This is a genomic window from Paraburkholderia sp. RL18-085-BIA-A, from assembly GCF_046027075.1.
Taxonomy (GTDB): Bacteria; Pseudomonadota; Gammaproteobacteria; order Burkholderiales; family Burkholderiaceae; genus Paraburkholderia.
On record NZ_JARESU010000082.1, the window covers coordinates 16,289 to 36,985 of the forward strand.

Sequence of the window (20,697 nt, forward strand, 5' to 3'; positions counted from 1 at the left end):
GCTTCATCCTGATGCCCTCTGCGGTTCCGACCGCTGCCGCGCGCACCCGCGCCAAGCGCATTTTTAGCGAAAGCCACCATGTCCGACACAGCCGTCACGCCCAGCACTGCGACTTTTGATCAATTCGGTCTCGCGCCCGACATCCTGAAAGCCGTCAAGGACTCGGGCTATACCACGCCCACGCCGATCCAGGAGCAGGCGATTCCCGTCGTGCTGGCCGGCCGTGACATGATGGGCGCCGCGCAGACCGGCACCGGCAAGACCGCGAGCTTCTCGCTGCCGATCATTCAGCGTCTGCTGCCGCAGGCCAGCACGAGCGCGTCGCCCGCGCGCCATCCGGTGCGCGCGCTGATCCTCACGCCGACCCGCGAACTGGCCGACCAGGTCGCCGCCAACGTGCAGTCGTATGCGAAGCACACGGCGCTGCGCAGCGCCGTGGTGTTCGGCGGCGTGGACATGAATCCGCAGTCCGAGCAACTGCGCCGCGGCGTCGAAATCCTGATCGCGACGCCGGGCCGTCTGCTCGATCACGTGCAACAGAAAACCGCCAACCTGGGCCAGGTGCAGATCCTCGTGCTCGACGAAGCCGACCGGATGCTCGACATGGGCTTCCTGCCGGACCTGCAGCGCATCCTGAACCTGCTGCCGAAAGAGCGTCAGACGCTGCTGTTCTCGGCCACGTTCTCGGGCGAAATCAAGAAGCTGGCGGCCACGTACCTGCGCAATCCGCAGACCATCGAAGTCGCGCGCAGCAACTCGACCGCGACCAACGTGACGCAGACCGTCTTCGAAGTCGCCGAGGGCGACAAGACCGGCGCGGTCGTGCAATTGATCCGCGAGCGCGGCCTCAAACAGGTGATCGTGTTCTGCAACAGCAAGATCGGCGCGAGCCGTCTCGCGCGCAGCCTCGAGCGCGACGGCGTGGTGGCGACCGCGATTCACGGCGACCGCACGCAGAACGAGCGGATGCAGGCGCTCGACGCTTTCAAGCGCGGCGAGATCGAAGCGCTGGTGGCGACCGACGTCGCCGCGCGCGGCCTGGACATCGCCGAGCTGCCCGCGGTGATCAACTTCGACCTGCCGTTCAATGCGGAAGATTACGTGCACCGGATCGGCCGTACCGGGCGCGCGGGCGCGTCGGGCGACGCGTTGTCGCTGTGCAGCCCGAACGAGCGCAAGCAGCTTGCCGATATCGAGAAGCTGATCAAGCGCCCTTTGGATGTGCAGCGCCTGACCGTCGATGTGCCGGTGCGGCATCACCATGAAGAGCGCGCGCCGCGTCGCGAGCGCAGCGGCGACGGCCGTGAAGAGCGCGGCAGCCGCCGCCGTACGGGCGCGTCGTCGGGGTCCTTCGACCGGCCGCATCATCATCGCGCGCAGCCTGTGGATGATTTCTTCCTGAAGCCGTACGAGCCGTCACCCGCTTCGATGCGCAAGGTCGAAGAAGCGGCTGCTGCTGCGGCGGTGCCGCAGAAATCGGGCTCGAAGCAGCCGTTGGCGGCGTTGCTGGGCGGGTTCGGGATGCCGCGGAAGTCGACTTCGTCGACGTGATTCGCGCTGCAAAGCGTTAGACGCTCGAGAGTCTCAGGCGCTTTGCGGCCTCAACGGCGAAGCGCTTCCATACGCTTTCGCTTTCAGAAGTTCACCCCCATCCGCCTTGCCCATGCCGCTGTAGCGGCGGCATAGAAGCTGTCTAGCGTCGTATGGGCCTCGCCGGTCAGATCAAGTCCCAGATGCCGCGCGGCGGCGCTCAACGCTTCGAGTGGTTTGTCACTGTCGAGCGCGGTTGCGCCGTTCTGCTTGCTCAGCTTTTCGCCGTGGTCGTTCGTCACGACGGGCACATGCAGGTACTGCGGCGTCGGCACGCCAAGACAGCGCTGCAGATAAATCTGCCGTGCCGTCGAATCCATCAAATCCGCGCCGCGCACAATGTGCGTGATGACCGCGTCCGCATCGTCGACCACCACCGCCAGTTGATACGCCCATTGGCCGTCCGCGCGCATCAGCACGAAATCGCCGACCTCGGTGGCGAGGTTTTGCGTCTGTTCGCCTTGCCAGCGATCTTCGAAGCTAATCACGGCCGCCTCGCCATCAGGCACGCGCAGGCGCCATGCGCGCGCGCGTTTGCCGTTGAGTCCGGCGCGGCAGGTGCCGGGGTAGGCGAGCGTCGTGTTGCGCGCGTGCGCGTACAGCAGCGAGTCGGCGATTTCCTTGCGCGTGCAGCCGCACGGATAGATCAAGCCGGTGGACTTCAATTGCGCCAGCGCCTGCTCGTAGCGCGCGATGCGCTGGCTTTGCCAGACGGGCTTTTCGTCCGCGAGCATGCCAAAGCGTTCGAGCGTCGCGAGAATATCTTCGGCGGCGCCGGGCACGGTGCGCGGCCCGTCGATGTCCTCGATGCGCACGAGCCACGCGCCCCGATGCGCGCGGGCGTCGAGCCAGCTTGCCAGCGCGCTGACCAGCGAACCGAAATGCAACGGCCCGGTCGGCGACGGTGCGAAGCGTCCGCGGTAGGTCATGGTTGGATCGCCGAGGTTGGTGCGGGTGCGGGCAACAACGGGACAGGCGTGGCGGCGGCTGAGGGCGACGGCGCCGATGCAATCACGGCGCCTGCAAATGCCGCTTCGTACGCACATGCCGATACTGGCTTCAGACAAGGCGCGGCGCTAGTGGCCACATGCGACCCGCCAGCCCGGACCCGCGCGCGTCGCTTCATTCGCGCGCCATACGCCGCCGCCATTACGCGGCGGCCGGCTCGCCGTCCGGATGGCACGCCGGACACGTTTTGCCCGGGACGTACATCGGCGACTGTTGCGCCTCGGGCGTGACCACCGCGCGGCAGCCGAAGCATTGCGCGGTCGCCGTCGGCTCCAGCTGCGGATTCAGCGCGGTGCGGTAGTCGAACACGAAGCAGTCGCCGTGATAATGCGCGCCGCCCACTTCCTCGAAGTACTTCAGGATGCCGCCTTCGAGCTGGTACACGTTGTCGATGCCGACTTCCTTCATGTGGATCGCGGCCTTCTCGCAGCGAATCCCGCCGGTGCAGAACGACACCACCGTCTTGCCTTCGAGATCGGCGCGATTGTTCTCAATCACTTCCGGGAATTCGCTGAATTTCGTAATGCGGTAGTCGAGCGCGTTGTCGAACGTGCCGACGTTGACTTCGAATGCATTGCGCGTGTCGAGCATCACGACCGGGCGGCCTTCGTCGTCGTGGCCGCGGTCCAGCCAGCTCTTGAGCGTGGGAGCGTCGACGAACGGCGCGCGGCCGAGTTCCGGACGGATGGCCGGCTTCTTCATCGTGATGATTTCGCGCTTGAGTTTGACCAGCATACGCGTGAACGGCTGCTTTTCCGACAGGCTTTCCTTGAATTGCAGATTCGCGAACTTGCCATCGAACAGCGCGTCGTGGCGGATGTAGTCGATGAACGCGTCCGTCTTCTCGCGCGTGCCGGCGACGAACAGGTTGATGCCTTCCGGCGCGAGCAGAATGGTGCCGCGCAGGCCGAGCGCGTCGCAGCGTTCGGTGACGAACGGGCGCCATGCGGCGGTGTCTTCGATGGTCGCGAACTGATACGCGGCGAGATTGACGATACTCATGTGTGTCCAGCGGTAAGAAGTGGCCGGCGTGGCGAAAAGCAGGGGGCGTTGAGCCGCCGCGTTGGGCCTGGGGAAGCCGGGCTGAGCCAGGGTGTCGCGGCCACGTCGAAAAGGGCGAAACCTCTATTATCCCTCAAGCCGGTGTTTTGCCGGACTTGGGCGACTGGCCAGGCGGTTGCGCCAGCGCAAATTGACGGGCAATTTGCAGCGCCGACTGGTGCAGATTGTTGACAACTACCGCGCGCAGCCCGTCGCCGCAAGCCGCGCGCCACGCTGCAAAACACCGGTGCGCGACGCTCCCGCGTGCGCGTACTAAGCCGGATGGCTAACGCGCGGTTTTGGCCTGAACATGGCGGGAGGGTGGAGTTACAATGTCGCCCATGTCAGATCCCCGCTTCGTTCATCTCCGCGTTCACTCCGAATTCTCGATTGCCGATGGCATCGTGCGCCTTGACGACATCGTCAAGGCGGCGGCCAAAGACGGCCAGGGCGCGCTCGCCCTCACCGATCTCGGCAATGCATTCGGCCTCGTCCGTTTCTACAAGGAAGCCCGTGGCAAAGGGGTCAAACCCATTGCCGGCTGCGACGTCTGGATCACCAATCCGGACGACCGCGACAAGCCTTCCCGTTTGCTGCTGCTGGTCAAGGACCGGCGCGGCTATCTGAATCTGTGCGAGCTGCTCAGCAAGGCCTCGCTCACGAACCAGTATCGCGGTCGCGCGGAAATCGAAGCCGCCTGGCTCGAATCCGGTCTTGGCCAAGGGCTGCTCGCGCTGTCGGGCGCGCAGCAGGGCGACGTCGGTCTCGCGCTCGCGGCCGGCAACGAGGAAGCGGCCAAGCGCAACGCGCAGCATTGGGCGAAGGTGTTCCCCGGCGGTTTCTACATCGAGTTGCAGCGTTGCGGTCAGCCGGGCGGCGAGCAGTACGTGCAGCAGGCGGTCGCGCTCGCGGCGTCGCTGAAATTGCCGGTGATCGCCACGCACCCGATGCAGTTCATGACGCCGGACGACTTCACCGCGCACGAAGCGCGCGTGTGTATTTCCGAAGGCGACATTCTCGCGAATCCGCGCCGCCAGAAGCGCTTTACGTCCGAGCAGTATTTCCGCACGCAAGAGGAGATGGCCGCGCTGTTCGCGGACATTCCGTCGGCGCTCGCCAATACGGTCGAGGTCGCGAAGCGCTGCAACCTCACGCTCGAACTCGGCAAGCCGAAGCTGCCGCTGTTCCCGACGCCCGACGGCATGTCGCTCGATGACTACCTCGTGCTGCTGTCGAAAGAGGGCCTGGAAAAGCGTCTCGAACAGCTGTACCCGATTGAGGCCGAGCGCGCCGCGCAGCGTGCCACGTATTACGAGCGCCTCGAATTCGAGTGCGGCACGATCATCAAGATGGGCTTTCCGGGCTACTTCCTGATCGTCGCGGACTTCATCAATTGGGCCAAGAACAACGGCGTGCCGGTCGGGCCGGGCCGGGGCTCGGGCGCGGGTTCGCTGGTCGCCTACGCGCTCGGCGTGACCGACCTCGATCCGCTGCGCTACAACCTGCTGTTCGAGCGTTTCCTGAATCCGGAGCGGGTGTCGATGCCCGACTTCGACATCGACTTCTGCCAGCACGGGCGCGATCGCGTGATCCAGTACGTGAAGGAGAAGTACGGCGCGGACGCGGTGTCGCAGATCGCGACCTTCGGCACGATGGCGGCGAAGGCGGCAGTGCGCGACATCGGCCGTGTGCTCGATCTCGGCTACATGTTCACCGACGGCATCGCGAAGCTGATTCCGTTCAAGCCGGGCAAGCACGTCACGATCGCCGACGCGATGAAGGAAGAGCCGCTGTTGCAGGAGCGCTTCGACAACGAAGACGAAGTGCATCAGCTGCTCGAGCTCGCGCAGCGTGTGGAAGGCCTCACGCGTAACGTCGGCATGCACGCGGGCGGCGTGCTGATCGCGCCCGGCAAGCTGACCGACTTCTGCCCGCTGTACACGCAGGGTGACGAAAGCGGCGTCGTCAGCCAATATGACAAGGACGACGTCGAAGCTGTCGGCCTCGTGAAGTTCGACTTTCTGGGTCTGACCACGCTGACCATTCTCGACTGGGCCGAGCGCTATATCCGCCGTCTCGATCCGTCGAAGCAGGACTGGTCGCTCGGCCAGGTGCCGCTCGACGACCCGGCGTCGTTCTCGATCCTGAAGAAGGCCAACACGGTCGCCGTGTTCCAGCTGGAAAGCCGCGGCATGCAGGGCATGCTGAAAGACGCGCAGCCCGACCGCTTCGAGGACATCATCGCGCTGGTCGCGTTGTACCGTCCGGGCCCGATGGACCTGATCCCGAGCTTCTGCGCGCGTAAGCACGGCCGCGAAGTGGTCGAGTATCCGGACCCGCGCGTCGAATCTGTTCTGAAAGAGACCTACGGCATCATGGTCTACCAGGAGCAGGTGATGCAGATGGCGCAGATCATCGGCGGCTACTCGCTGGGCGGCGCCGACTTGCTGCGCCGCGCGATGGGTAAGAAGAAGGCCGAGGAAATGGCCGAGCATCGCGAACTGTTCCGGCAGGGCGCGGCGAAGAACGGGCTGGCCGGCGAAAAGGCCGACGAAATTTTCGACTTGATGGAGAAGTTCGCTGGCTACGGCTTCAACAAGTCGCACGCGGCCGCGTACGCACTGCTCGCGTATTACACCGCGTGGCTGAAGGCGCACCATCCGGCCGAATTCATGGCGGCGAATATGTCGCTCGCGATGGACGATACGGACAAGGTCAAGATCCTGTTCGAAGACTGCCTCGCGAACAAGATGGCGGTGCTGCCGCCGGACGTGAACCTGTCCGCGTATCGCTTCGAGCCGGTCGCGGAAGCCGACGGCAAGCGCTCGAAAACCATCCGCTACGGGCTCGGTGCGATCAAGGGCAGTGGCCAGAACGCGATCGAAGAAATCCTGCGCGCACGCGAGGACGGTCCGTTCATCGACATTTTCGATTTCTGCAATCGCGTCGACCGCCGGATCGTCAATCGCCGCACGATCGAGGCGTTGATCCGTGCGGGCGCGTTCGACACTCTGCACGCCAATCGCGCGCAACTGATCGCGTCGGTCTCGCTCGCGATGGAAGCGGCCGAGCAGGCGAGCGCCAATGCGTTGCAGGCGGGTTTGTTCGACATGGGGGACGCGCCGTCGCAAGGTCACCAACTTATCGACGAGGCGGAGTGGCCGGAAAAGAAGAAGCTGCAGGAAGAGAAGGCCGCGCTCGGTTTCTACCTGTCGGGCCATCTGTTCGACGCGTACAAGGACGAAGTGCGGCGCTTCGTGCGCCAGAAGATCGGCGAGTTGAAGGAAGGGCGCGACAAGCTGGTGGCAGGGGTGATCGCCTCGCTGCGCACGCAGATGACCCAGCGCGGCAAGATGTTGATCGCGCTGCTCGATGACGGCACGGGCCAATGCGAAGTGACGGTCTTCAACGAGACCTTCGAAGCGCACAAGCAGTTGTTCAAGGAAGATGAACTGCTGGTCGTGCAAGGCCAGGCGCGTAACGACGCGTTCACGGGCGGCATCCGTTTCACTGTCGACACGGTCATGGACCTGGGCCGCGCGCGCTGCCGGTACGCGGAAGCCGTGAAGGTGCAGATGAACGGCAATGCGGACGCGCTCGCATTGCGCCGTGTGCTCGAAGCGCATAGCGCGGGCAAGGACGAGCCGCAGGCGGCGGTTGCGCCGGCGGCTTCATCGCGCGGCGGCAACGGCGGCGGGCGCAACGGCGGCGGATATGGCGGCGACAACGGCCGTCAGCGTCAGGCGGTGCAGATCCCGAATGGGCTGGCAGTGCAGGTGGTCTATCGCAGCGAAAACGCGCAGGGGGAAATGCGTCTGGGCGACGCCTGGCGCGTGAAGCCGACCGACGAACTGCTTGCTGCGTTGCGCGGCGAGTTTGCGGGAAGCTCGATCGAGATCGTTTATTGAGGATTGAGTGTTGGTCGCTCGGGCCGTGCGGTTCGTGCGGGCACGACCCTGTCGCAAGTTGCGGCGGCGAATGCCGGCCGCGCGTTTTATTGGCGAAGCGGCTGACGGGATCGGAATGCGAGCGTGCCGCGATGCGACGGTGCTCAACCCGGCGCGGCGTCACTCCATGTCAACCGACGACAACCAAAGTTAATCGCCGTCGTTCCACACCGCCTTTGCTCGCCACCTACCGCCGCGTCTGCTCGCCCAAACGCTCCAGCTTCAAAAACCGGTAGTACACCGTTTCCGCATTGAATACCGCGATCATGAAGCCGGCGCGGCCATCCAGAAAGCCGCGCCGCAGCAGGTAGGTTCGCACGAACGCCCACGCGCCGCGCCCGAGCGCCTTGCCGAAACTGCCGCGCTGACCCGCCGCGTGACGTTGCTGTGCGCCCGCCGTCGAATACGCGTCGAGCTTGCGCAACACGCCTTCAAAGTCCTCGTACGAGTAGTGCATCAGCTTGCCGGTCAGGCGCTGTGCGGGCGTGTCGAACACCAGGCGCTCGTGCACGAGGTCGTCCGAGAAACGCGCGGCGCCGCGTTTGAACAGGCGCGGAATCCAGTCCGGATACCAGCCGCTGTGATGAATCCAGTGGCCGCAAAAACTCGACAGCCGGTCCACCGCGTAGACGTCGGCGGTGGGCGCCATCAACGCCGCGCGGATCGCCGACGCCAGTTCCGGCGAGACGATCTCGTCGGCGTCAATCGACAGAATCCAGCTCGTGCTGAGCGCGTCCACGGCGCGGTTCTTTTGCGGGCCGAAGCCCGGCCAGTCGGTTTGTTCAATCACGCGGGCGCCGTGCGCGCGGGCGATGTCGGTGGTGCCGTCGGTGCTGCCGCCGTCGATCACGACGATCTGATCGGCGAAGGCCACGGCTTGCAGGCATTCGGCCAGTCGCGCCGCCGCGTTTCGGGTGATGATGGCGACGCCGAGGGTGGTTTCTTGCATACCTGGGTTGCGAAGGCGAAATGACGGAAGCGAGTTGGGCAAGCGAGCGGCGCAAGCGAGTCCCGCGAGTATACACAGCCGGGCTCATCCGGCCCTATACGTAGCCACCGGAGGACAGGGCAAAGGGCAAAGGGCAAAGGGCAAAGGGCAAAGGGCAAAGGGCAAAGGGCAAAGGGCAAAGGCGCACCGGACGTCACGCGCTTTGCTTCGCGGCCCTTCGCGTTTCGCGGTGCGTGATCGAACCGCAGGTAGTTCGCCGCCAGGCCAGCCATCCCAAGGCCACCACCGAACGACTGCCCAGTCACACGCCCGGGCCGCCGCGCCCCAACCGATTACAATGCTCCTTTTTGATATTCCCTGCGGCGGCCATTCCGCCCGCCGCGCGGTTGCCGTCCCGCATTCACAGAGGATTCCTTGAGCGCGAAGCCAACGTTAAGCAAACCCATCGGTTCAGGTGAGGCGTCGTCGCCGGCCGTTGTCTTCCGGCGCCTGTGGCCGTATATCAAGCCGCTGCTGTGGGTGGTCGTCGGCGCAATCGTCGCAATGGCCGTCAGCGCCAGCACCGACGCGGCCATCCCCGCCTTGCTCAAGCCGCTGCTGGACAAAGGTTTCGGCGCGCACGCCAGCGACAACGCCAAGTGGTTCGTGCCGGTCGCGGTGATCGGCCTCGCGCTGGTGCGCGGCGTGTCGCAATATGCGTCCGGCTATCTGCTCGCGTATGTGTCGAACAAGATCCTGCTCGAACTGCGTCTGAAGATGTTCAACCGCATGATCCACACGAGCGTCGCGTTCTTCCAGCGCGAAACCGCGAGCACGGTGATCAACGCGATCGTCTTCGAGGTGAACCAGATTCTCAACGTGCTGCTGAGCGTGATGGTGACGCTGGTGCGCGACTCGCTGACCGTGATCTTCCTGCTCGGCTATCTGTTCTATCTGAACTGGCGTCTGACGCTGATCGTCGCGGTGCTGCTGCCGGGGATCGGCTGGCTGGTCGGCAAGATCAACCGCCGGTTGCGGCGCCTGAACCGCGAGCATCAGCTGTTGACCAACGAGCTGTCGTACATCGTCGAAGAGACGGTGGGCGGCTACAAGGTCGTCAAGGTGCATAACGGCGAACAGTACGAAATCGACCGCTTCACGGCGATGAGCCAGCGCCTGCGCGGCTACGCGATGCGCATGACGGTTTCCGGCGGTCTCGCGCAGCCGTTGACGCAGTTCCTCGCGTCGATTGCGCTCGCCGTCGTGATCACGATCGCGGTGGTGCAGTCGTCGTCGGATCAGACCACGGTGGGCGGCTTCGTCGCGTTCGTCACGTCGATGCTGCTGATCATCTCGCCGCTCAAGCACCTGATGGACGTGAACCAGCCGCTGCAACGCGGGATGACCGCGGCCGAGCTGATCTTCGGTCTGATCGACGAGCCGTCCGAGCCGGAAGGCGGCGGCAAGCCGCTCGAGCGCGCACGCGGCGAAGTGGAGTTCCGCGACGCGTCGTTCACTTACGGCGCGAACGCTACGCATAACCGCCACACGCTCGACCGGGTGTCGTTCAAGGTGGCGCCGGGCGAGATGGTCGCGCTGGCGGGCCCGTCGGGCAGCGGCAAGACCACGCTGGTGAATCTGCTGCCGCGCTTTTTCGATCCAACCGGCGGCGCGATTCTGGTCGACGGCGTGGCGCTGCCGGAATACGACCTGCACGCGCTGCGCAGCCAGATCGCGATGGTGAGCCAGGACGTGGTGCTGTTCAACGACACGGTGGCGAACAACGTCGCGTATGGTCAGGCGGCCGACCCGGAAAAGGTCAAGGCGGCGCTGCGCGCGGCCAATCTGTGGGACACCGTCGAAACCATGCCGAACGGCATCGACACGCTGGTCGGCGACAACGGCATGATGCTGTCGGGCGGACAGCGGCAGCGTCTGGCGATCGCGCGCGCGATTTACAAGGACGCGCCGATCCTGATCCTCGACGAAGCCACCTCGGCGCTGGATTCCGAGTCCGAGCGCCACGTGCAGGCCGCGCTGGAAACCTTGATGAAGGGCCGCACGACGCTGGTCATCGCGCACCGCCTCTCTACGATCGAGCGCGCGAACCGGATTCTCGTGATGGAAGCGGGGCGCATCGTCGAGAGCGGCAGCCATCGCCAGCTGTTGCAGCAAGACGGGCTGTATGCGCATCTGCATCGCATCCAGTTCCAGCAGAACGCGGCCTGATCCGGCCCGTTCGAGCGGCGCCTGGCCTAAGCTTGGGCGCCGCGCCTCATCACGCTGTTGATGAGCGAGGCGTATTTCTCATAGTCCGGCGGCGGCGAGCCGACGGCGCCACGGCGGCGAGCATTTGCCGGTCATCACCGCGCGCGCTGGTGCGCGCCTTCAGCCACGGTCTTTGCGCACGACGCGCTTGAGCCAGACCCCCGGCGCGTAGATCGCCGGACAACTCGCATACAGAAACATGCGGATGCGCAGCCCGAGCTTCACGCCGGCGCTGTGCATCAGCAAACCAATGCGTTCCCCAAGACTGGCGGCCTCGAACATCGCCTGGATGAACTTCTCACGTGCGAGCTTGGGCGCCATCGCCGCGCGCATGCGTTCGCCCACGCCGCCGATCTCGGCGTCGCGCTGCAATTGCGCGAGTTCCGCCAGCCCATATCGATTGCTTTGGCGCATCCGCGCGATGAGTTCGTCCACCGAGCGATAACGGCGTTTGCGCGACAGCCCGCCGCGCCGGTAGCGCACCAGCGGCTCTCGCAGGCTCACGGCGCCGCCAGACAGGATCGCGCGCAGCACCATGATCTGATCTTCGGCGGCGGCGCCCGGCAGCATCGGCCCGAAGCGCTCGAACAGACGCCGCGACCACGTATGCGCCGCGCCGATCAGCCAGGGGCGGCTAGCCAGCCAGTCGTCGAACGTGCGGTAGGTATCCAGTTCGGTCGGGCTCAGGCGTTCGTGAACGTGGCCTGCTTCGTCCATGTCGGCGAGGTCGGTGGCGATCAGGTCCGGGCGGCGCTCGCGCATGAGCCAGAGATCGACCACCCGTTCGCAGCGCGTGGGCGCCGACATGTCGTCGCCGGCGGCGACGAACAGCAGTTCGCCCCGCGCCCTCTGCGCGATTTGCGACAGGTGCGCGCTGATCCCCTGGTTGGTCGCGTTGCGCCGCGTGATCACCCGGTGCGGGCCGCTGTAGCCGGCGAGCGCCGCTTCGATCGCGGCGAAGGTGGCGTCGCTGGACGCGTCGTCGGAGATGATGATTTCGAGCGGCTGATAGGTTTGCGCGAGTGCGCTTCGCACGGCGTCGCCGATCTGTTCGGCCTGGTTGTACGCGATCAGCAGCATCGTGACCAGCGGGCGCTCGGCGGCCGCCGCGGCGGGAGAAGAGGGGGGCGACAGGCTATCGGTCATGGAATGGGGGCGGGTGCGATTGGGCTAGATTCTAATCGGTGGCGCGCGGGCTGCGCGATGCGCGCGGCGACAGAGGCATCCTTTACAATTGCCGCTGCTTCGCCAAACCATCGGCAAGCCGGCCCGTGCCGCCTTGCGCCGCGTATTTGCCGCATTTGCACTCACCGAGATCCGATCCTTGTCCGAGCCGACCCGCCGCCCACTCACCGACATCGCGTTGACCGCCCAGGCGCTGAAAAATAGCGGAGGCGCCGAGCGCTACACGCGCGACCTGATCGCTGGCTTGCATCGAATGGGCTTACGGCCGACGCTCTTCGCTCGCGAAATCGATCGCGCGCTGCCCGAGGCGGCGTGGATCGACGCGCAGCCGCTGAACGTGCGCTGGGCGCCGCGCAAGCTGCGCAATCTGGCGTTCGACTGGCGGCTCAAACAGCGGCTCAAACAGCACCGGCCCGCCTGCGTGTTTTCGATCAATCACTCCACCCAGGCCGACGTCGCGTTGTGCGGCGGCACGCATCCGGGCTCGCTCGAAGCCGCCGGGCGCAGCGCGCGGCGCAGCGATGAATGGCAGATCGACATGGAGCGGCGCGTCTACACGCACGCGCGCTCGATCGTCGCCCATTCGCAATTGATGAGCCGCGAGTTGCAGCGTTTTTACGGCGTGCCCGCCGGGCGCATCGATGTGCTCTATCCACCCGTCGACACCACGCGCTTCCAGCCGCTCAGCGACGCGGAGCGCGCGGCGGTGCGCCGTCAGTTCGATCTGCCGGAAGACCGGGTGATCTTCGTGTTCTCGTCGACCAGTCACGAACGCAAAGGCTATCCGCTGCTGGAAGCATTTTTCGCACGGACCCCGCTGCCGGTATGCCTCGTCGTAGCGGGTCGCCCCGTGCCGAAAACCGGCGACACGATTCGCTATGTCGGATACAGCAAGGAGATTGAAAAGCTTTTCGCGGCCGCCGACTTCACGGTTGTTGCGTCCTCGTATGAGCCGTTCGGGCTCGTGGGCGTCGAATCGGTGATGTGCGGCACGCCGCTCGTGATCGCGGACAACGTCGGCTCGGCGGAGACCGTGACCGGCGCGGCGAAGATCGAGTTTTCGCGGCAGTCGGCGGGGAGTTTCGAGCGGGCGATCGAGCAGGCGGTGAAGCGTGTGCGCGACGGCGGCGCGCGAATTGCGAAGCCGCTCGACAGTCTGGTGTACGACCCGAGCGTCGATGCTCACGTCGCCGCGCTTTATGCGCTGTTCGCGCGTTAAACGATTGGTGTGCGCAGCCTGCCGCAGCCGCGTGCGGCAGCGCGGCCGAAGTGGCAAAGCGGGAGCTTGCCGATGGGCGGAACGGCGGGAACATTGTGAACGCTGGCCAAAGCCGGCGCCGAACCGAACCTATTCAGCGCCGGCCCTGAAGAAACTGACGCGACCTCAGACCTTGACGCCTGCCGCGCGGCGTATCGCGTTCGGCGCAGGCGCTTGCGTCATTTGCCGCAGTTCGCGCTTTCTCGCATCGACCACCGCCAGCAGCGTCGCGACCAGCAGCGCGAGCAGCACGGTGACCATGATCGGCACGAGCACGTCGATGGTGAGCCCGAAAATCACCGTGCTGGTGGCGACCGCGAGGCCCGAATAGGAGGCCGCGCGGATGGCCGGATCGGTCGAGCGCCGGTGCCGCCAGAAATACACCGAGATCCCGTTGTAGAACAGCAGCAGGCAGATCACGCCGATCGCGCCCATCTCGGCTAGCGTCGAGAAGAAGTCGCTATGCGCCCGCTCGTTGACGATCTCGGCTTTCACTTCGCCGCGTTTGGCCATCAGGCCCAGTTCGTCGACCAGATGCCCCTTGCCGATCCCGTACACCGGGTGCTGCATGAAGATCAGCCGCGATGCGTTCCACAATTGCAGACGCAGCCCCACTGCCGTGTAGTCCTCGCCCCTGTGCATCATCGACACGTCGTTCGACACTTCGTAGAGACGTTTGTGAATGCGCTCGGTCGACAGCAGCGCGCCGGTCACGACCACGATCGCCAGCGTCGCGATCAGCAGGCGCTTCTTGTGCGCAAACCACTGGTACTGCATGCCGAGCAGCGCGACGAACATCGGCACGGCCAGCCAGCCGCCGCGCGTGCCCGACAGATACGACGCGTAGCCGCCCGAGACCAGCGCCAGCAGGCGCGGCAGCAGCACGCGCCAGTCGCGCGGGTTGTCCCAGCCGAGCGTAAACACCGACAGAAACGCGAGCAGCAGCGCGGTATCGCCGAACGGGATCGCATTCGTGTAGGAATTGTCCAGACGCTTTGCATCGGTCCAGCCGCCGGGGGGCTGATCGACGATCGCCCAGATGCCGACCGCCAGCGCGCCGACCGCGCAACCCCAGCCGATCATGCGCAGATTGCGCGACGGCAATTGCCGCAGCAGCAGGAATACCGGCAACGCCAGCACGAAGCGCGACAATGCGTCGAACTGTCGAGGCAGCCAGTAGCCGAGCACCAGTTGCTGGACACCGATCCCCACGACGAGGGCCAGCATGCCGACGGTGAACCAGCGGTAGGTGCGCAGCGCGGAGAAATAGCCCGGCATGCGGCGGTTGACCACGGCGGCGCCGAGCGCCAGCGCGAGAAGTGCGAAGAAGCAGTAGCCGGTGCCGCCGCGCCAGATCAGATTGACGGCGGGCGCGAGAAACAGGAGGGCTGAGCTGAGCCAGACCAGACTGGAAGCAAAAATCATAGGGCAAAGATTTGTATGAACACTACCGTTCCGGTGGTGGAATTGCTGGGGAAGCCGGACCATGGGTGACATTTTCAAGACGGTAGAGCGATCGCGATTATAACCGTGCGCCCCCTTGCAGAAAGCTTGCTGTCGGGCACAGGAAGGTGTGTGTCCGGCAGCGGGCGGCGATTCGGGGCGACGGCGCCCGGTCATCCGGGCCACCTGCCGCGCGAAGAGTGAGCGCATGAGCGCCGCAAGAGTGCCGCATGCGCGACGGCGCGGCGGCCAGCCTCGCAGCCGGGGCCGCAAAGTTTGTCGTGCGGGCGGCCGGCGGTACAATCCCCGCGAAACTCATGACCGGCGCGCGGCGCGTGCCGCGCCCGCCCGCCCGCCCGCAGCTCAACGGACCGCATCGATGTTCTCAATCATCATCCCGACCTGGAACAACCTGCCTTACCTGCGCCTCGTAATCGAGAGCCTGCGGCGCCATTCGACGCACGCGCATCAGATCATCGTGCACGTCAATGACGGCTCGGACGGCACGCTCGCCTGGGTGCGTGACGAAGGCATCGAACATACGGCGTCGCCCGGCAACATCGGAATCTGCCACGCGGTCAATCTCGCAGCGGCGCGCGCCACGCGCGACTACATCGTCTACATGAACGACGACATGTACTGTTGCCCCGGTTGGGACGACGCGCTCGTCAAACGCCTCGCGCTGATGCCCGCCGACAACCTGTTCATGCTGTCCGGCACGATGATCGAACCGGTCGATTCCGGCAATCCGTGCGTGGTCGTGCAGAATTTCGGCCGCGACGTGGAGACGTTCCGCGCCGACCAGCTGGTCGCCGGCGCGCCCGGACTCGTGCGCGCCGACTGGCGCGGCGCGACCTGGCCGCCGACCCTCGTGCATCGCGACTGGTGGCATAAGATGGGCGGCTACAGCAGCGAACTGAGTCCCGGCATGAGCAGCGACAACGACTTCTCGATGAAGCTGTGGAACGCCGGCTGCCGCGTGTTCCTCGGCGTCGGCGACAGTCTGGTCTATCACTTCCAGCAGAAGAGCACCGGCAAGGTCGTCAAGAACGACGGGCGTCGCCAGTTCCTCAACAAGTGGGGCATGACGCAGGCCACTTTCGATCGCTACTACCTGCGCCGGGGCACCGCTGTCGAAGGCGGGGCGGCTGTCAGCGAGCCTGAGCGGACCGGGCGTCTGCGGCGCGCGCTGCTGAAGTCGCGGATCAAGCGGGCGTTTGGCTGAAGGATGCCGGTGTTTGGGCGGGGCGCTCACGTGAAGGTCCGTGCCGCTCACGCCCGTCACACGCCGCCCGTCACCAGCGGCAGCACCGTCAAATCCGGATGCGTGCCGTCGATGATGCTGCGTCCCACATGCACCGCCTCATAGAGCGCTTCGTCCTCGCCGGCGAAGCTCTCTTCGCCGTCCGCATGAAACGCCACCGCGTGGCCGGGGATGGCGGGATCGGCGCCCGGGTGGCAGACGTAGCCGAGATACGTGTAGCGGTTATCCGCCGCGGCTGATGGGTTCGCCGGGTCGGGTGGATTTTTGGGAACCGGCGACACGTGAATTTCGAAGCCCTCGTATTCAACCACTTGCCAGGGTGCGGTTTCATCGGCCATGGCCGCCTCCGTCTTGGTCGTATCTATCAAAAAGTCTAGGTGATTTGCGCGTAAAGCGCGCTCCAGAACGGATAGGACAAAACCATTACGGCTTGATCGCGCCGAGCTGCTTGAGCAGCGTCAGATTGTCTTCCAGGTGCCAGTTCTCGACGATGCGGCCGTCCCTCACCTGGTACAGGTCGAATGCCTGGAAGTCGACGGTCTGGCCATTGCCCTTCAGGTTCTGAAACAGGCCGGTGAAGTGTCCATGGAAATGCAGATGGACCGACGCGCGGTCGCCGGCCACCACGAGGTCGTCGATTTCCGCGTGCAGGTCGGGCACGGCCGCCCGGAATCCCTTCGATGCCGCCAACGGACCTTGCGGCCCCTGCGGGCGTCCGTCGGGCAAGGTGCGGTCGATGAACGCCGGCGACAGCGCGAGCTTGGCGTAGACTTCGTCGCCGGTACTCCAGAACGCGGCGTAGCGGCGCGCGGCTTGCACGATGGAGGCACCTTCGCTTCCAGCCGAGCCGGCCTCGACGGCGAGGTGGTGCGGCACGGGCAAGTCCTCATCGTTGACGTTGCTTGCGGCGTGAGCGCCCAGCGCGGCGGCGGCAAGACCGGCGGCAAGCAGTATCTGGCCAGCGAGGCGGAAAACCGATGAAGTGGACATCACATGCTCCAGAGAAGTTGGCTCGCCCACGGAAGGAAACGCCACCGTGCGCTACGTCGGACATACTTTGGATACCGAAGATATGCGGCGGCATATCGAAGGCGGCAAGCAATGCATGCGTCTCGCGATGACGTGGAACGATCGCGTGTCGTTCGTGCTGACGCCTTCGTTGACGATCAAGCGGATCGCGCCGCTCGACGTGCTGAAGGAAGCGAGCGACCCGACCGCGCAGAACGACGATGAAAGCTTCGATTCCGACGTCACGCTGATGACCGCCGAACTCGACCGCATGCTGACGGATCTGCTCGAAGCGTTGGGCGGCGAGCAGGCTGAGGCGATGCCGCAAGCCGCGGCGGCGTGATCTGTTGTTGATGTTGGTTGCAGACCGGCGCGGTGGAGGAGTGGCGCGCCGGGGTTTTGTGTATCAAGCTGGACTGGCGCCTGCTTGAATCCGGCTCGATAAAACCCGCGTGCCGTCGCACACAAAAAAGCTGCACACGAATTCCGCACCATGAACCGCAGTCCGCCGCGAGCATGAGCGAGCGGCCGCTTCCGCGCGCATAGCCGCGCCTCGCAGCACATTTTCGCCCGACGATTCTGTATAAGATGACGAACAGAAGCTGATGCACGCATCGGTCAAGGAGGGCTTGCGATGGTTCGTCTGGTCATGATCTTGCTGGGCGTCGATTACCTGCGAACCCGCTGGCGGTCGTTGCAGATCGTCGGCTGGGTGAGTCTGCTGCTTGGCGTGGTGGTATTCATCGACGCGCTCGACAACGCGCTCTATTTCCCGATCACGCCCTTCGCGTTGTTGCTGCTGCTCGAAGGGCTGTGCACGCTCGCCGTCGCTTGGACCGGCATGGGTGGCCAGCGCACGCTGCGCTATGTGAAGGGGTTCGCGTTCTGCTTCGCGGCGGCGCTGATTCTGGCCGGGCATCACCACGGCAACTTCATTCTGTCGATGATCTTCGGCACGCTCTTTCTGGCCGATGGTCTGTTGCAGATTGTCTCCGCGCGAGTGGTCCGCTATCGCACGTGGCGGCTCGCGACGGTCGGCGGCGGCCTCGAAATCGCGCTGGCGATTTTTTTCTTTCAGCCGTTTCCGACTCACTATGTCGGCACCGTTCCGTACTGTCTCGGCCTCGGGCTGATGTTCGGCGGCTGGAACCTGATTCTGCTGAGCACGCGTGTGCGGCGTCTCGTATCGAACCCGGCGGTTGCGTCGGATGATGCGGCGACGGGCGACGCGCGTATCCCCAGTCATGCCACGGCGCGCGCAGCGCCGGCGAGCCGCACGGCGCGGCTCGAATGGGACGGCCCGCCCGCCGCCGACGAAGCCGCGTTGACCGTACACGTGTGGACGCCAGTCGGGTCGGCCAAAGGCGAGGCGCGGCGGCAGCCGATCGTCGATCGCTATATCGCGGCGGTGGATCGCAATGGCGTGATATCGACGGGGCATGCCGCGCTCGAATCACCCGAGGGCATCTACATCAGCCTGTATCCGGGCGTCGAGATCGATCGTTCCCCGGACGATTTCACGCGGCTCCTGCGCGCCACGCGCGAGAACGACGTGCCGGGCGTGTTCCAGCCGGACTATCCGACCGAATCGAAGGCGTGGTGTCCGTCGACGGTTCAGGTGCGCATCCGCAATTACGATCCGCTGCGGCTGCGCCGCTTCTGGGACGTGTATCGGCAGGACACGACCTACAACCTGACGCATCGCAACTGTTCGAGCACCGTGTCGCGCGCGCTGGAGGCGGCGCTCGAAGGCGCATCGGCGCGTGTGTGGGGCAGCGTCGGCGGCTGGCGGCCGTTCCTGCGCGTGATCACGACGCCGGAATTGTGGGTGGCCGCGCAACTGCGCAAACGCGCCGCGACGATGGCGTGGACCCCCGGCCTCACGCTCGACTATGCGCGGGCGCTCAGCATGCTCGCCGACCCGCGGCCATCGGGCTGGGTCAGGATGGCGCGCGTTGCGGTGCGCCGCATGATGCAGTCGCGGCAGCAATGGCGCGAAGAGGCGCGCCATGCGTCGGCAGCGCCGGACGCGCAGCGCGGTGGCGCGTCGGGCGCGGTGCGGGATTGAGGGGAGCGGCGTGCGGGGCGTGCCCAACTTCGGCATCGCGGTGAAAATGGCAATCGCTTCAATAGCTTGCGGATTTTGGCCGATAGTTATGCACAGATTTGTGCCCAGTTTCTGTTGATAACTTCCGTGCGCCGCACCACAGTCGAATGAATTAATCTGCTCAATATGGCGGCCGTATGCTGATTCCATCGGCAACGGCTGAAGTCCGCTGCGACGCGCCAGCCTATCCACGCGCATTGTGGTATCAATGAGAGCGTGATGATGCGAATCGAATTAGCGGGCATAAATGCTGAATCGCTCAATTTAGATTTCGTGAATTAATGTGTGCCGGTGAATGGCGGCGCTCACCGAGCCGAATGCGGCGTCATTCCCCAAGCGCCAGCGTACGCTTGCGCCGCAACAGCGCCGAGCCGACCGACACCGCAGCGCCGATGCCCCCCATCGCGACCGAGAGCGTCACGATCAGCGGGCCCGTCTGCGTGCGCGCAGAGAACAGCGTGACCAGCAAGCCGGCGAGCGGTTGCGTCATATTGTTCAGCAGGATTATCACGCCCGTCGTCTTGCCGTAGTCCGCCGGCGGAATGATGCGCTGACGCGCGCTGCGGATGTAGACGTTGAACATCTTGTCGAAGCCGACAATCAATAAAAAGCCAAGCGCATAGCCCCAGGGCGCAGCACTCGCGCCGGCGATCACGCCGCCCGCGCAGATCGCCACGAAGGCGACCCGGCCGAGTACGCGGGCCGGCCGTGCAGTGCGCGCGATTGTCAAAAGAATCAGCACCGTGGCGACGGCGCCGGCCGTTTGCAGGCCGGCATAGTAGTGGTTCGACTGCGCGTGATAGCCCGTCACCATTGCGGCGGACGTGGCGAGCGTCACGCCGATCACGAGATTTTCGGCGGCCGCGAGCAGCACGACCTTCTTCAGACCCGGCAGCACCAGCACATGGCGCAGTGCGATGCGCAGCGGCAAGCTCCAGTGGCCCGCGGCCCCGGGCGGCGGATTGCCGCCGCTAAAGCCGCTCGTGCGCTGCCACAGCAACAACGCGCCATCGGCGGTGAGAAACAGCGCGCCGGTGATGCCGACCACCCATTCCCAGCGCCACCAGCCGAGCAGCAGCGCGGCCAGCATCGGACCGAGAACGAAGCCCAACTGGTCGGCCAGTTGCGAGTAAGCGAGCACGCGCTGAAACTGCTGTGTGCTGAAGATTTGCGGCAGCATGACTTCGCGCGCCACCAGCCCCTGGCTCGTGAGCACGCCGCACGCCGCCGACAGCGCGATCAGCCAGCCGATTCCGCCGAACAGCGCGTACGCGAACACGCCGCCGAAACACACCAGCGCGCGCACGGTCTGACTGACCCTCATCAGCCTGAGCGGCGAGATGCGATCGCACAATGCGCCGAAGAACGGGAACACCAGATAGCGCGGCAGCGTTTCGATGAAGAAAGCCAGGCCTGACCACGAGACCTGGCGTGTCGTCTGGAATACGACGAGGGGGACGAGAAACAGCAGGACCTGATCGGCGAGACGCGCGATGAACAACGAGCAGAAAAACGCCTGATGGTTGACTCGCACTGGTTGTGGTCCCGCCGTTTATGGGTCGAGACCGATCCTATCAAAGATGGCGCCGTCGCGGGGGGGGGGGGGGGGGGGGCCCCCCGCCCCCCCCCCCCCCGCCCGGGGGGGGGGTG

Annotated in this window: 14 protein-coding genes and 1 pseudogene; 7 read left to right on the top strand and 8 right to left on the bottom strand. The window is 65.3% G+C overall.

What is annotated here, in order from left to right; genetic code table 11:
- Nucleotides 1–78: 78 nt before the first annotated feature.
- Entirely contained in the window at nt 79–1,551 is a 1,473-nt protein-coding gene (locus P0D89_RS35475) for a DEAD/DEAH box helicase (protein ID WP_408365537.1), read from the top strand.
- 83 nt (nt 1,552–1,634) lie between these two features.
- On the opposite strand, the gene gluQRS is transcribed toward P0D89_RS35475, so the two are convergent.
- A complete protein-coding gene (gluQRS, locus tag P0D89_RS35480) occupies nt 1,635–2,519 on the bottom strand; it encodes a tRNA glutamyl-Q(34) synthetase GluQRS (protein WP_408365539.1) in 885 nt (294 codons plus the stop codon).
- Between the two features lie 220 nt (nt 2,520–2,739).
- On the bottom strand, nt 2,740–3,600 hold the full coding sequence (locus P0D89_RS35485; protein ID WP_408365541.1) for a sulfurtransferase: 861 nt from the start codon (nt 3,598–3,600) through the stop codon (nt 2,740–2,742).
- Nucleotides 3,601–3,971: 371 nt separating this feature from the next.
- On the opposite strand from P0D89_RS35485, the gene dnaE reads away from it, so the two are divergent.
- A complete protein-coding gene (dnaE, locus tag P0D89_RS35490; protein ID WP_408365543.1) occupies nt 3,972–7,547 on the top strand; it encodes a DNA polymerase III subunit alpha in 3,576 nt (1,191 codons plus the stop codon).
- Nucleotides 7,548–7,773: 226 nt separating this feature from the next.
- On the opposite strand, the gene P0D89_RS35495 is transcribed toward dnaE, so the two are convergent.
- On the bottom strand, nt 7,774–8,535 hold the full coding sequence (locus P0D89_RS35495; RefSeq protein WP_408365545.1) for a glycosyltransferase family 2 protein: 762 nt from the start codon (nt 8,533–8,535) through the stop codon (nt 7,774–7,776).
- Nucleotides 8,536–8,949: 414 nt separating this feature from the next.
- On the opposite strand from P0D89_RS35495, the gene msbA reads away from it, so the two are divergent.
- Nucleotides 8,950–10,743, top strand: a complete 1,794-nt coding sequence (msbA, locus tag P0D89_RS35500) for a lipid A export permease/ATP-binding protein MsbA (RefSeq protein WP_408365547.1) — start codon at nt 8,950–8,952, stop codon at nt 10,741–10,743.
- Between the two features lie 159 nt (nt 10,744–10,902).
- On the opposite strand, the gene P0D89_RS35505 is transcribed toward msbA, so the two are convergent.
- Nucleotides 10,903–11,928: a glycosyltransferase family 2 protein gene (locus tag P0D89_RS35505; RefSeq protein WP_408365549.1), complete on the bottom strand. Its 1,026-nt coding sequence runs from the start codon at nt 11,926–11,928 to the stop codon at nt 10,903–10,905.
- Between the two features lie 178 nt (nt 11,929–12,106).
- Between P0D89_RS35505 and P0D89_RS35510 the strand changes: the two genes are divergently transcribed.
- Nucleotides 12,107–13,186, top strand: coding sequence for a glycosyltransferase family 4 protein (locus tag P0D89_RS35510; protein WP_408365551.1), 1,080 nt, complete (start codon nt 12,107–12,109; stop codon nt 13,184–13,186).
- A gap of 165 nt (nt 13,187–13,351) precedes the next feature.
- On the opposite strand, the gene P0D89_RS35515 is transcribed toward P0D89_RS35510, so the two are convergent.
- Complete coding sequence (locus P0D89_RS35515; protein WP_408365553.1) at nt 13,352–14,650, bottom strand: O-antigen ligase family protein; 1,299 nt, start codon at nt 14,648–14,650, stop codon at nt 13,352–13,354.
- Between the two features lie 397 nt (nt 14,651–15,047).
- Here P0D89_RS35515 and P0D89_RS35520 point away from each other — a divergent pair, with 397 nt between their 5' ends.
- Entirely contained in the window at nt 15,048–15,893 is an 846-nt protein-coding gene (locus P0D89_RS35520) for a glycosyltransferase family 2 protein (protein WP_408365555.1), read from the top strand.
- A 56-nt stretch (nt 15,894–15,949) separates the two neighbouring features.
- Here P0D89_RS35520 and P0D89_RS35525 read toward each other — a convergent pair whose 3' ends face one another.
- Together P0D89_RS35525 and P0D89_RS35530 are read right to left on the bottom strand one after the other, a co-directional pair.
- Nucleotides 15,950–16,270: a hypothetical protein gene (locus P0D89_RS35525; RefSeq protein WP_408365557.1), complete on the bottom strand. Its 321-nt coding sequence runs from the start codon at nt 16,268–16,270 to the stop codon at nt 15,950–15,952.
- Nucleotides 16,271–16,355: 85 nt separating this feature from the next.
- Entirely contained in the window at nt 16,356–16,922 is a 567-nt protein-coding gene (locus P0D89_RS35530) for an ester cyclase (RefSeq protein ID WP_408365559.1), read from the bottom strand.
- A 13-nt stretch (nt 16,923–16,935) separates the two neighbouring features.
- Between P0D89_RS35530 and rdgC the strand changes: the two are divergent.
- Both rdgC and P0D89_RS35540 read left to right on the top strand, forming a co-directional pair.
- Nucleotides 16,936–17,283, top strand: a pseudogene (gene rdgC / locus P0D89_RS35535) (recombination-associated protein RdgC); the annotation flags it as partial.
- A 291-nt stretch (nt 17,284–17,574) separates the two neighbouring features.
- Nucleotides 17,575–19,008 carry an HdeD family acid-resistance protein gene (locus tag P0D89_RS35540; protein WP_408365561.1) on the top strand — a complete coding sequence of 478 codons (1,434 nt, stop codon included), beginning with the start codon at nt 17,575–17,577 and terminating at the stop codon, nt 19,006–19,008.
- Nucleotides 19,009–19,372: 364 nt separating this feature from the next.
- Here P0D89_RS35540 and P0D89_RS35545 read toward each other — a convergent pair whose 3' ends face one another.
- A complete protein-coding gene (locus P0D89_RS35545) occupies nt 19,373–20,581 on the bottom strand; it encodes an MFS transporter (protein ID WP_408365563.1) in 1,209 nt (402 codons plus the stop codon).
- Between the last annotated feature and the right edge of the window lie 116 nt (nt 20,582–20,697).